Origin of the sequence: Shewanella morhuae, from assembly GCF_900156405.1 — a bacterium.
Lineage (GTDB): Bacteria > Pseudomonadota > Gammaproteobacteria > Enterobacterales > Shewanellaceae > Shewanella > Shewanella morhuae.
Genome location: NZ_FTNN01000021.1, coordinates 40,637 through 53,436, shown reverse-complemented (window position 1 = coordinate 53,436; position 12,800 = coordinate 40,637). Strand labels below are relative to the sequence as shown.

The following is a 12,800-nucleotide window of genomic DNA, read 5'->3' as shown; positions in this document are numbered from 1 at the left end:
AGAGAGCTGTAGCCTTTTTTAGGATTTCTTTCTCAAGGTTAATACGCTCAATTTCTCGTTTAAGTGCCCTTATTTCAATCTGCTCAGGCGTCATGGGTGAGGCTTTAGGAGCAATCCCTTGGCGCTCGATCTGAAGCTGCGTTACCCACTTACTGACCGTTGATTTACCTACGTTCATGGCTTTGGCTGCCGCTTCTTGTGTATAGCCCTGGTCAATGACTAATTGGGCAGTTTCGAGCTTAATCGCTGCGCTATATCGTGCACGTTTACTTTTATTCATTTTGTCACCTAAATTCGCTATGAATGAGATCATAACATTTCTTATTAGGTGGCCAAATTCACTATGCCACTACAGTGGGAGTCTAAAGTTGTAGTTGATTCTGCAATCGGCAAATTATTTAGTGATTGTAAAAACGCATTTACTTTAGTCGATGGGTTATATCCAAATATTGGGTGCGGTGCTGAATGATGTTTCTGTTCATCTAAAAGTCTTCTTTTCACTTCAAGACAAACACTTACTAGTTCATCAAGTAACTTGAGTTCTGCTGGTTTGTACTCAACGCGATCTTCTTTGGAAATATAATGTACTGCTGACTTCGAATCGAAAATACGAATGGACTTTAACTCTGGGCTATCCTCTCCATCCTTTTCCCATATATAAGGGATCGGCTCTCCACCTGCTGAGCTAAAACACAGTGTGGCTTGAGGATTTTCAGTCGATGGCTTGAAAATATTCGTCAGGATATTAGGGACCTCGCCACGAGTTAGACACGCGCTTTTTAGGATTTTTGCATAACTAGATTTACCCGCACCATTGTCCCCATAGACGACTGTTAAACCATTAGGGGCGAAGTTTAGGGTTTGGCCTGGTACAAGAGATGAAACGTTCCGAACCATACCTAGGGAAAGTAAATTTATAGAGTGTTCTTCAACATCGAATCCCATTACTTTTACTGGTGATATATTTGCTGGATAGATCTGATCTTTTAGTAAGAGTCCAAATTCCATTTTTGCAAGGTTATATAAGACATCAACAAATTCAGGTTTGATCTCTCCATGGCCTAAAGCTATGCGAATAGCGTGACGCCACCAAAGCGGTCTACCATCCTGATTAACCCATTCAACGACCTTTGCTACTTGTGACATAACGATATCCTATTTCATTAGCTTAAATTTGGTAACGGCAGCAGTCTTTAATGGTTGTTACTTGGTTCAATAAATGTAGGGCTTGTTTCGTCGGTATTTCCTTTGCGCTCAGCCCATTTATTTCCCACTTTTCTTTGCGCGCTTTATGTCTCTGACCAAAACCATTGATTTATTCGGTTTTCGTATTTCGAAGAGATCTATAGCCGCGAATAGATCTACAAGCTTTTTGAAACCATAGTTTCTTTGGTCGAAAGAGCTGTGGTTAGATATATGAGCGCCTATTGGACCGAGTTGCGCCCAACCATTTTCTTCTTCGGTTGCTTCAATCGCTTGACGCAGCATGTTGATTAGCTTGGTGTCGCTTTTCAGATTGCACTTTTGCAGGGCGATTGGTTTGGGAGGTTGGGGGGCTTTAGCTGTCTCGGATTGGGCCTTTGACTGCTCTGCGGTTTCTACCTGAATGGTTGCGTCTGCCTCTTCTGGTTCTATTACCGATACAGGCTCTGCGTCGAGGTAGAGGAAGCGAGAGCAGCTATTCACAAAAGCGGCTGGTGCTTTACGTTCTCCGAAACCAAAAACGGTTTTGCCGTCAGCTAAGGCTCGGGTTACCAAAGGGGTAAAATCGCAATCCGAGGATATCAGACAAATAATGTCGATATCTTTTGTATATAGAATGTCCATCGCATCAATGACTAGCGCAATATCACTGGCATTTTTACCCTTGGTTAAATCGAATTGTTGAATAGGCTGAATGGCATATTCATGCAGGATATCTTCCCATGGCTTTAGGTTCGGGCTTTTCCAGTTACCATAAGCCTTTCGAATACTGATTAATCCGTGTTTTGCAAGCTCAGCGAGTACCACATCAAACTTCTTGGCTGGCGCGTTATCAGCATCAATGAACACCGCAATTTTTTCTTTATTCTGCATTTTTGTTCCAACGAATGTGGTTGTTTTTAGTCGTTCATTAAGAAGATAAGTTGGTTTGAGCTTTGAAGTTAATGATGATTGCTTTTTATCCAATGATTTAAGCACGCTACCGCCCATGGCTCTTGCTACCAGACAGCAAATACAGACAATAAATTTTAATAAAAACAATAATAAAGCTATCAGTCTGTGGTTTGTAAAACCTTAAACTGAATCACAATTAGTTCAGAGGGGGAGCATCTTTAAGGAGAGGTATAGAAAGCTTTTCCTTGCCTTGTTCGCTTTTCTAGAGCGGATCTTCCCTGATTTATTTATATATCGCCATATTTTATTAGCGAGATTTTCGCTAACACCAAACTAGCGTTGATTGATTAAGTAATTGCTTAAGTGTTGTTTATCAATCAAAAATTTAAACTAGCGTACAGCATATGGTGAATCGCAACAATAGTGAGTTGTTGCCCAGTAAACCAAAGACGGAATATGCATCTTTTTATCAAATAGCACGCAACACCAAAGCGATAGACGTTAATTTAACGAGCCATCCATTGTTAAATTTGCAGAGTGTATGCTTATAAAAAGGCATACAGATAACTGGAGAGTTGGTTGAATTAAGCATTGGCATGTAAGTGACCGTTGACGGCATGGATGCCGTCGTCGAGCCCTCATGGATGAGTTTATGGCGTGTCACTGGAATGACAGTGCTTAATAATCAGCTTCCGCTGTTAAGCAGCAAACGAGCAGCAAAAGAATTTAACGAGCCATCCATTGTTAAATTTGTAGAGTGTATGCTTGTAAAAAAGGCATACAGATAACTGGAGAGTTGGCTCGATTAAGCATTGGCATGTAAGTGACCGTTGACGTCATGGATGCTCTTTCACATTTATGTGATCGCGGCATTTGCACTTCCGTATGCAGCAGATGCCGTCGTCGAGGCCTCATGGATACTTTTTGTGAAATAAAAGGGGTGGCGTGTCACTGGAATGACAGTGCTTAATCATCAGCTTGATTTACTTTGGCTATTAAGCCGCAAACGAGCAGCAAAATAGTCTGCCAACCTTTGAAAGATCGAAAGCGAGGACTGACACATTTCTTTCTGAGTTATTTACAAAAAAATATAGGTATCTTTGTGTATTCCAAGCTTTGGCGGTGGTTCAATAAGTCTAATTACATAGCTTAATCACATAAGAAGAAGGATGTATCGATGAACGATGAGCAATACGAGAAAGGGCTTGAGGTGCGTCGTGCTGTGATGGGCGATAGCTATGTAGATAAGGCGCTCAGTAGTGCGACGGATTTTACGCAACCGCTGCAAGATTTAGTTACGGCCAATTGCTGGGGTGAGGTTTGGGTGCGTGATGTCATTTCAAGGCAAACGCGCAGTTTGATTACCATTGCGACGCTGGCGGCATTAAAGGCACCGACTGAGTTGAAGGGGCATGTGCGGGGCGCGCTAAACAATGGCTGCTCGGTTGAAGAAATTCAAGAAGTCTTACTGCATTGCACCGTTTACTGCGGTATGCCCGCGGGGATTGAGGCTTTTAGAGCGGCAAAAGAGGCGATTGAGGAGTGGCAGGCGCAAAATAGTTAGCTCTCAACTGATGACTGTTTAGCATCAATGCTTTTGATATTTCATCGTTTTAACATTCGCTAGGGGAGTTGAGTTACGCGTATTCCCCTAGCGCACGATGGCGACAGACTTCAAAAGTCGGCGCTTATTGTTGCAGTTTGGCTTTTGCGGCTTCTACTTTTGAGAAATCCAAACCGAGTTCGAGTACGGCTTCTTTAATCAAGGCAGGTTTCTGCATCACTAACCCCAGCAGTTGTTGTAATTTTTCGGCAGGGATACCTAATTGACCGAGCGTGCCCATCGCCATTAATGGATTTTCGGTTAATGTTTGAAATAGCTCGTGAATTTTAGCGTCGCTGACGTTATGTTCTTTTAAGATGGCAATAATGGGGTTCATTACAATACCTTGTTGATATGAAAGTTAAACAGGTGCCGATTTTATCACAGTTCTGTCAGAGTGGTTGCCTCATACCAGCTTGACCATTACATTATACAGCCCCTTATCTATGCCATTCAGCGCATTAGATTTTATTCCCAATAAGCTTTACTCTGATGACTTATCCCTTATTAATCTACTGATAAAAGCCTGAGCTATTTTCGTGCTAAGTGATTGTGTTACTTAACAGGATTGCTTTGTGCAATTACGTTATGCCGCTTTTATCATCCCCTTAAAAATAGAAGGAACTGTGGTTATGCTTGATGTTGTCGCGAACCAAGACAAAAGTATTGTGGTTAAACAGTTGCGATATGGGCGTGACAATGAGGTGCTAGTCGTTGATGAATGGCAATTACATCCTGCAGAGCACTGGGCGATTTTTGCGACCGATAGTTACAGTGGTTCTTTGCTTGGGCGGATATTAACCGGTGACATTCAGCCCGATGAAGGGACGATTACTGGCCTGCCGCAACGTATCGGTTGGGTGTCACTGGGGCAGCAGCAAGCATTGCTGGAGCGCGAGTTAGAAAAAGACGAATTAGATTACGGCTCAAGTGTCGAATCCTTAGTGCTTGAATGCTGCCAAGATGCTAGCCAACTCCCAGTGCTATTACAAAAAGTGGGGCTTGAACATTTGCGTTTGCGTGGTTTTCAGCTGTTATCAACTGGCGAGACGCGCCGAGTTATGCTAGCGCGGGCACTGGCAATTTTGCCACAATTGCTGATCTTAGATGACCCTTACGCAGGGCTTGATATTGAGCATCAAACGAGTTTATCTGAGCTACTGAGTGAGGTAGCTGAGCATACTCAGTTGCTGATCATTACCTCACGCCAAGAAGAATTGCCGCCGTGTATCAGCCATGTGGCGCTGTTTAATGGCGAGATGCTCAAATCGGGGCAGAGTGTGCATAAGCTCAGTCCGCCTATGACAATTGAGCAATGGCACAAGCATCCGGTGATGGCGCAGCTTAATGCGTTATCGGCGCAGCGCAGCGATGAACTATTGGCCTTGATGGAGCGGCAACGGCATAACGCCGAGGCGTTTTCCCCTCTGGTCGAGATTAAAAATGGTAAAGTGGAATATGTCAGTGGGCTGATTTTTAGCGGTGTGAATTGGCGCATCGAAGCGGGGCAGCATTGGCAAGTTCGCGGGCCAAATGGTTGTGGTAAAAGCACTTTGCTGGGGCTGATTTTAGGTGACCACCCCCAATGCTATAGCAACGACATTACGCTTTTTGGCCGTCCTCGTGGAAGTGGCGAGAGCATTTGGCAAATTAAACAACGGATTGGCATAGTGTCGTCGGCGCTGCATTTGCAATATCGCGTTAGCTGTTCGGCATTAGATGTGCTGCTTTCAGGCTTTTTTGACTCGATTGGTTTGTACCATAAACCCACTAAACCTCAGTTAGATTTGGCGAAGGAATGGCTAACCATTTTGCATATGAGCGGGCTTGCGAGCACGAGTTTTAAGAAGCTCGATTATGGTCAACAGCGATTATTGCTTATAGGCCGCGCCTTGATTAAACAGCCATTATTGCTGATTTTAGATGAGCCGTATCAAGGCTTAGATTTTATCAATCGCAGCTTAGTGATGCGGGCGCTGGAGATGATAGCTGAGCATCATCTGAGTCAGTTGTTGTACGTGTCGCACCATAGGGAGGATGCATTGCCCGCTATTCATAATTTCGTGGATTTTATTAAGCAGGGCGATGGCTATTCGGTGCAGGTGAGTTATGGCGAATCTAAGGATTGAGCAAGACTTAATAAACAGCCACTGCCAAGTCATGGCTGTTTACCAGTTTGCTGAGCTTGCTATTTCACTAGCGCTAACCCGCATCAGCACACCCTTTGTAACAATTCCTCGGTGCTTAAATGCATTTTAAGGGCTGCCTGATTTGGCTTGAGTTGGTATCGTATAGGCCATGTTTAGCGTCAGTCTAAAGCGCTACTGCTGTTGTGTGTATCCATCTAAAAATAATAAAGGAATCTCCATTATGCCTTATTGGCTCAGGGCAACTGCCATCCTGTGGGCTGGCTGCTCGGCGCTTGCTGTTGCGGCGCCCACTACATCCGTATCTTCACACTTTGATCCACAAACCTTGTTTGCGCCGCTATCGCTACCTTATCCTGCAACGGCGTTGCGTAATGGCGCGGGCAAGCCCGGGGCAATGTTTTGGCAGAATCGTGTCGATTACAGTTTGCACGCCACTATTGATACACAAAACGATAAGTTAAGCAGCAAAGAAGTCATCACCTACACCAATAACAGTCCCGATGCCTTACCAACGCTGTGGGTGCAGTTAGATCAAAACATGTACCGTAAGGATTCGCGCAGCACTGTGGCGTCCGAATGGCGCCGTGATCAATTTACCGATGGATATCAATTCGATAAGGTCACAGTGTTGATCGGCGGTAAACGCTATGATGCTAAATTCTTAATCGATGATACCCGTATGCGGGTGGATTTGGCTGAGCCTCTGGCGGCGAATGGCGGCAAGCTACAGTTGCAGATTGATTACAGCTATCAAGTTCCCGGCGTTTGGGGCGGCCGCACTTCAGTCACACCGTCGAGCAATGGCAAAATTTTTGAAATCGCCCAGTGGTTTCCACGCATGGCGGTGTATGACGATCTCCATGGTTGGAACAACAATCCCTACATAGGCTCTGAGTTTTACTTGGAATACGGCACCATAGATTACACGGTCACAGTGCCGGGTAACTATTGGGTGGTGGGATCTGGCGAGTTAGTGAATCCAAAAGATGTGCTAACTAAAACCGAGCAGCAGAGATTCGCTGCGGCCAAGCAAAGTGATAAAACTGTGTATATCCGCACCTTAGCAGATCTTGCTAAAACCGACAGTCGCCCAAGCGCGGACAAAACCTTAGATTGGCATTTTCGTATGGAGCACACCCGCGATGTGGCCTTTGCGGCATCCCACGCATTTGTGATTGATGCGGCGCGAATTAATCTACCCAATGGTAAAACGTCGCTGGCGATGTCGGCTTATCCCGCCGAAGGTGTGGGCTCGAATAAATGGGATCGCGCCACTGAGTATGTGAAAGCTAATATCGAGCATTTTTCCCAATGGTATCCCTATCCTTGGCCTGCAGCGGTCAACCTCGGCGGTCAGGGCGCTGGCATGGAATATCCCGGCATAGTGTTTGATGGCATGGACGATAAGGACGATCTGCTGTTTTGGATAACCGCCCATGAACTTGGCCATAACTGGTTCCCTATGATTGTGGGCTCAGACGAACGTCGCCACGCCTTTATGGATGAAGGGTTTAATACCTTTATCGATGTGTATGCCTCGGATGCCTTTAATCATGGCGAGTTTGCCCCTAAACGCGACAGCGAATATGCGCCTAAGGGCGGCAATCCTGTAGATGAAATCTTGCCTGTGTTGGCTGATGTAGAAGCGCCTACTCTGATGGCACCCTCGGAAGCGGTTGCAGAAACCTATCGCCATTCAGTGAGTTACTTTAAAGGTGCATTAGGGTTGGTCTTGCTACGTGAGCAGATTTTAGGGCCAGATAGATTCGATCCAGCCTTTAAAGAATACATTGCCACTTGGGCGTTTAAGCATCCTACGCCATCGGACTTTTTCCGCTTTATGGAAAGCGCCGCAGGTGAAGATCTCGCATGGTGGTGGCGCGGCTGGTATCTCAACAATTGGCAGCTGGATATGGCGGTTACTGGTGTAAAAGCTGTGGATGATAAACATGGCAAAGGCACAGCTATTAGTCTGACCAGTAAACAAAAGTTGGTTATGCCTGTCACGCTGCGTTTGCAATATGTCGATGGGACGAGTGAGGATTTTCGTATTCCGGTTGAAACTTGGATGCACCGTGTTTCGCCAACGATTGTCTTACCTGTCACTAAATCCGTTAAAACGGCAACACTGGATCCCGAACATAAATTACCCGATGCCGACCGCAGCAATAATAGCCTGATTTTGTAATTGGTTTAGTTTCTAAAATCCCCAAAGCGCCCTAGTGGCGCTTTTTTTATAGGATTTTTTGCTGGTTGTTACAATGGGTTTTTACTGAAATCACATCTATAACAATGGCTTAGTGTTTGTTTTTTGCAGGAGCTGCTTGGGTTTGCACTTAGCTTGAGGTGGTTAATTAGCCATGCTTGATATAACTAACTGTGAGCTGTGTTGCAGTTTGTTATGCCACTGGCGTGAATAATAGTTTCTGGCCTAGGCCAGAAACTTGGCGGTTCTTATGGTTCATCAATTGAACTTAGCTATTGAACTTAGTTATCAAGCTTACGAATCGTCTATATCCATTTACTGCGTTGACTAAGTGCTCCAGAGTTTTGCTATTTGTGCACAAGACGTGCACAAAAATCTAAAGCACGATTTCAATAGATAAAGACTATTTCAAAACTATTTTAAGATATTAAAACTATGCCAAGACCCAAAAAATGCCGTCAATTATCGAGTTGTGTGCCCTGTAGCCTCTTTAAGCCTAATGGGATCCCAGCGGTTGAATTAACCCATATTCAGCTAGAGGCCGATGAGTTTGAGGCCCTCGAATTGGGGGATGTTAAAAGATTAAGCCAGCTCGAAGCTGCAGCCATGATGGGGATCTCTCGGCAAACCTTTGGATACCTGCTCGCCAATGCCCGTAAAAAAGTGGCGACGGCGATTACTCAAGGTCAGGTCTTGAGGTTGCCAACCCAAACAGACAAGGATTTATTATGATTATTGCCATGCCAATGAGCCGCGAACGGCTCGCCAGTCACTTTACTAAAGCCATGCAAATTGGTTTTTATAACGAACAGTTTCAGCTGATTAAACTGGTTGATAACCCTGCGCTTGAGGGTGACTGTAGTGCGAAAAAAGCCATGCTTGAGCTGATTATTCAACAGGGTACCGATATTGTGATTGCCCAGAATATCGGTGAGCGCATGTTAGGAAAGTTGCTCGATACGGGGATTAGCGTGAGTAAAGGCAGTGCCAGTCAAACTGTGGCGACTTTGCTTGCACAAACGGTGGATCTTAATCTTAGGTTGACGGATGCATCCCAAGGTCGCGTTTCACTAAAACATGCCGCTAAAGGTGGATGTTGTCACTCTACAGGAGGCGGTTGTGGTTGCGGTAGTAAAGCTAGTCCATCACGCCTTATAGAAGCACCAGCAGCGCAGGTAAAGTTTGATAAGTCAGTGCATTACGCAGGCTTTAGACCGCTGACGCACAAGTAATCCCAGTGCTAATTCTGGATTATTCCATCTCGATTAAACCTATTCCGTCACGATTAAACCATAGGGGCGTGCAAGCGCCTCTTTTATATCCGCTAGCGAAAATACTTTAGAAAACCGTCCAAAGGTTTTGCCATAAAACACACATTCCACCACAGGCAGGGTAAATACATTGTGGCTCGCCGCTATCTCAGCTTGGGCTTGGCAATCAATATAGGCCATCTGCATCAGCGGGAACGCTTGCGCTAACATCTCAGCAATTCTTGGTTTGAGCGTTTGGCACACGCCGCAGTGTGGCGCGCCAAATAACAACAGCACCGCCGTATGCTCGGTTAACATGGACTCAAGCATCTCAGGTGAATCAATGTGCGTGATGATATCAGTGTGCATGTGAGGCTCAAATTTTCATATGTTTATCACTATTCCAGACTATCAATGCGGCGTATGTCTTAGCCACACCACTGACGTTCACAGGGAATGCCGTCACCGTTGCCATCCATTTGAGTATTGGGGCAATGTTGGATATAGAATGTCGCTTCTGCGCAGGAACTCATGTGGCTGCAATGGGTTTTACCCGCTTCACATTGGAATCTTGGCGTTGCAGGTGTTTGTGTTCTTGTTTCATTAAGTGGCATTTGTTTAATATCATCATTGGTCAGTATGGGGGCTTCATTGAATGCTTGATATTTTTGATAGCCGAATACTCCAATCGCAATGATCACCAACAGCGGTATTATGCTGTTTAAGGATGATTTACGTGAGCGATGAGGGGTTTGGTAGCGACTATTAATATTTTCACTACCAGAATGGGAGCGTGGCGTTGGGCTTGACGCAACAATGGCCACGCCTTCAATTGAGGCGATAATGGCTTTTATTTTGCCGTCACTTTGCACTTCTGTTTGATACAAAATGCTGTCGCCCACGATTGGTTTTCTCGCCATCTTTTTCAGCGCTGAAATGTGAATAAACACATCCTGTGCATTGTTTTTTTCTGGCTGAATAAAGCCAAATCCCTTTTCATCGTTCCAGCGTACTAATACGCCTCTTTCCATGAGCATGATTAATGTCCTTAGTTTAAGTCTGCGCTTAAGTTACTTAGCCCAAATAATTTTTGCAATTTTTATCTTTTACTTTAACAGTTTAGAAATCAATGATATTGCGATTGGTGGGATTTAAGCTTTTTAGCAACGTTGGTTTTATGTTATGCAGCGCTTAATTAGTCGTCAAATTCAGTAGTCAAATTGGTAATGTATTTCATCTCTATTCATTAAATACGCTAAAGAAACGTGATATATCGACGGACATTTTGTCCTTCAATGAATAAAAATGTGCGATATCGCACAAAGAAAGCGAACTCTCCTGTCTGTTGTTGATTTTTTGTTCGTCAGAGTTTGAACAAGATCTGTTTTTTAGCTGCCATTAGCAGGTTAAATCGGCACCATTGATCATCAGTATGAGGATAAAAGGATGAAACTGGTTTTCTGGTTATTCCCACTTTGTGGTTTATCAAGTGTCGTTATTGCCGAAACAGCTACGGATAATATTGAACGACTTGAGGTTCATGGCAGACAAATTAATACCTTAGGCCATAGTACATCCGCATCGGAGGGGATTGTTGGTGCGGCAGAAATCGCCAGTCGTCCTTTATTGCGTACTGGAGAAATTTTAGAATTTGTTCCCGGGATGATAGTGACTCAACACAGTGGTTCGGGTAAGGCGAATCAGTATTTCTTACGCGGCTTTAACTTGGATCATGGTACCGATTTTAATACCAAAGTTGACGGTATGCCGGTCAATATGCGTACCCATGGACATGGCCAAGGTTACACCGATCTTAACTTTGTGATCCCAGAACTTTTGGGTGAAATCCGCTATGCCAAAGGGGCTTATTATCCTGAGGTGGCCGATTTTTCCGGTGCGGGTGCCGCCCAATTGCTGCTGGCGGAACAATTACCCCACAACCAAGTGGGTGTGACTTTGGGGGAATATGGTTACCAGCGGCTGGTGGCGACGCAGGAGTTAAACACTGATATGGGGCGGTTTATTCTTGGCGGTGAGGTACAAGCCTATGATGGTCCGTGGACGGATATTGATGAGGATGTGAGTAAAGTCAGTTTGGTGGCGCGTTATTTAACTCGGCTCGGTGAGGGTGACTTAAGCGTCACTATGATGGCCTATGACAACAGCTGGAATTCGGCGGATCAGATCCCCGCCCGCGCGGTAGATTCTGGATTAATCGATTTTTACGGCTCGTTAGATAAAGACGTCGGCGGTGATTCAAGCCGCTATAGCGTGTCAGCCAATTACGATGCGGGCGATTGGCAGGGAAATGTGTATGCCATTCGCTCGACCATGAATTTATTCTCTAATTTTACCTACTTCTTAAACGACCCCGTTAATGGCGATGAGTTTGAACAAGTCGATGAGCGTACGCTTTGGGGTGGCGATCTGAAACGCGACTGGCAGACTTACCTTGGCGGCACTCAACTGAATTACAGTGTGGGCGGCGATGTACGTTATGACGATATTGGCGCAGTGGGTTTGTATAACACTAAGGCGCGACAAAGGTTGAATACGGTCAGGCTTGATGAAGTGCAAGAGTTGTCGAGCGGCATATTTGGCAAGGTGGAGTGGCTGCCCGCAGAGCAATGGCGCTTCAACCTTGGGCTGCGTTACGACTATTTTGATGTGCAGGTCGACAGTGATAATCCACTGAACAGTGGCGATGCGTCCGATGGTATGTTCAGCCTTAAGGCGGGCGCTTCCTATTTGTGGAGCGATAATCTTGAGTTATATGTAAATGCAGGCCAAGGGCTACATTCGAATGATGCCCGTGGTGCGACCATTAACGTCGATCCCGTGAGTGGCGATGAGGTCGAGAAAGTCGATCTGCTCGTGCGCTCCAATGGCGGCGAATTTGGGGTGAAATATTATGATAGGGACTTTATCAATTTCTCCGCCGCGCTTTGGTATCTGCAATTAGACTCAGAACTCGTGTTTGTCGGCGATGCAGGTAACACTGAACCGAGTCGCGCATCTGAACGTTATGGTGCTGAATTAACGGCTTATTATTGGCTGAATGATGCCATCAGTATCGATATGGAGTTGGCTTGGACCAATGCGAGATTCACTGAAAATGAAATCGAAGAGGGCAAGTATATCGATGGCGCGGTTCCTTTTGTTGCCAGTGCGGGCATCACCTATCGACCCGACGGCGATGGCCTGTATTCGAGTGTACGCGTGCGCCACCTTGGCGAGCGGGTGCTCGACAGTTTCAATGATCACAAGGCCGATGCGACCACATTAGTTAACCTCGCGCTAGGATACGAGTTCCGCCGCTTCGACACTAAGCTTGAGCTGCTCAATGTGTTCGATAGTAAAGATCACGACATAGATTACTTCTATGCCTCACGCCTACCCGGTGAAGCTGCCGAAGGCGTTGAAGATCAGCATTATCATCCTGTTGAGCCGCGTATGGTAAGAGTGAGCGTGAGTTACCATTTCTAAGATTACCC

At 45.4% G+C, this 12,800-nt stretch carries 12 protein-coding genes; 6 read left to right on the top strand and 6 right to left on the bottom strand.

Annotated elements, in window-relative coordinates; all coding sequences use genetic code 11:
* From BW947_RS17740 to BW947_RS17730, 3 genes are all read right to left on the bottom strand, one after another.
* On the bottom strand, positions 1–280 hold a 280-nt coding region (locus BW947_RS17740; RefSeq protein ID WP_143562273.1), incomplete at its 3' end, for a transposase.
* A gap of 44 nt (positions 281–324) precedes the next feature.
* Complete coding sequence (locus tag BW947_RS17735) at positions 325–1,146, bottom strand: AAA family ATPase (RefSeq protein WP_076502122.1); 822 nt, start codon at positions 1,144–1,146, stop codon at positions 325–327.
* A 117-nt stretch (positions 1,147–1,263) separates the two neighbouring features.
* Positions 1,264–2,076: an NYN domain-containing protein gene (locus BW947_RS17730; protein ID WP_076502120.1), complete on the bottom strand. Its 813-nt coding sequence runs from the start codon at positions 2,074–2,076 to the stop codon at positions 1,264–1,266.
* Between the two features lie 1,198 nt (positions 2,077–3,274).
* On the opposite strand from BW947_RS17730, the gene BW947_RS17720 reads away from it, so the two are divergent.
* Complete coding sequence (locus BW947_RS17720) at positions 3,275–3,661, top strand: carboxymuconolactone decarboxylase family protein (RefSeq protein WP_076502116.1); 387 nt, start codon at positions 3,275–3,277, stop codon at positions 3,659–3,661.
* 124 nt (positions 3,662–3,785) lie between these two features.
* Here BW947_RS17720 and BW947_RS17715 read toward each other — a convergent pair whose 3' ends face one another.
* Positions 3,786–4,037 (bottom strand): DUF2999 family protein, encoded by a 252-nt coding sequence (locus tag BW947_RS17715; RefSeq protein ID WP_076502114.1) that lies wholly within the window; start codon positions 4,035–4,037, stop codon positions 3,786–3,788.
* A 295-nt stretch (positions 4,038–4,332) separates the two neighbouring features.
* Between BW947_RS17715 and BW947_RS17710 the strand changes: the two genes are divergently transcribed.
* The 4 genes from BW947_RS17710 (at position 4,333) to BW947_RS17695 (ending at position 9,288) form a co-directional block, all read left to right on the top strand.
* Complete coding sequence (locus BW947_RS17710) at positions 4,333–5,829, top strand: ATP-binding cassette domain-containing protein (RefSeq protein ID WP_076502130.1); 1,497 nt, start codon at positions 4,333–4,335, stop codon at positions 5,827–5,829.
* 241 nt (positions 5,830–6,070) lie between these two features.
* Complete coding sequence (locus BW947_RS17705; RefSeq protein ID WP_076502112.1) at positions 6,071–8,038, top strand: M1 family metallopeptidase; 1,968 nt, start codon at positions 6,071–6,073, stop codon at positions 8,036–8,038.
* Between the two features lie 453 nt (positions 8,039–8,491).
* Positions 8,492–8,788, top strand: a complete 297-nt coding sequence (locus BW947_RS17700; RefSeq protein WP_076502110.1) for a DUF134 domain-containing protein — start codon at positions 8,492–8,494, stop codon at positions 8,786–8,788.
* Entirely contained in the window at positions 8,785–9,288 is a 504-nt protein-coding gene (locus tag BW947_RS17695) for a NifB/NifX family molybdenum-iron cluster-binding protein (RefSeq protein ID WP_076502108.1), read from the top strand. Before BW947_RS17700 ends, BW947_RS17695 begins: the two co-directional genes overlap by 4 nt.
* 39 nt (positions 9,289–9,327) lie before the next feature.
* On the opposite strand, the gene BW947_RS17690 is transcribed toward BW947_RS17695, so the two are convergent.
* Positions 9,328–9,675 (bottom strand): thioredoxin family protein, encoded by a 348-nt coding sequence (locus BW947_RS17690; protein ID WP_076502106.1) that lies wholly within the window; start codon positions 9,673–9,675, stop codon positions 9,328–9,330.
* A gap of 59 nt (positions 9,676–9,734) precedes the next feature.
* Positions 9,735–10,343 (bottom strand): excalibur calcium-binding domain-containing protein, encoded by a 609-nt coding sequence (locus tag BW947_RS17685; RefSeq protein ID WP_076502104.1) that lies wholly within the window; start codon positions 10,341–10,343, stop codon positions 9,735–9,737.
* 409 nt (positions 10,344–10,752) lie between these two features.
* Here BW947_RS17685 and BW947_RS17680 point away from each other — a divergent pair, with 409 nt between their 5' ends.
* Complete coding sequence (locus BW947_RS17680; RefSeq protein WP_076502102.1) at positions 10,753–12,792, top strand: TonB-dependent receptor; 2,040 nt, start codon at positions 10,753–10,755, stop codon at positions 12,790–12,792.
* The last annotated feature ends 8 nt before the right edge of the window (positions 12,793–12,800 follow it).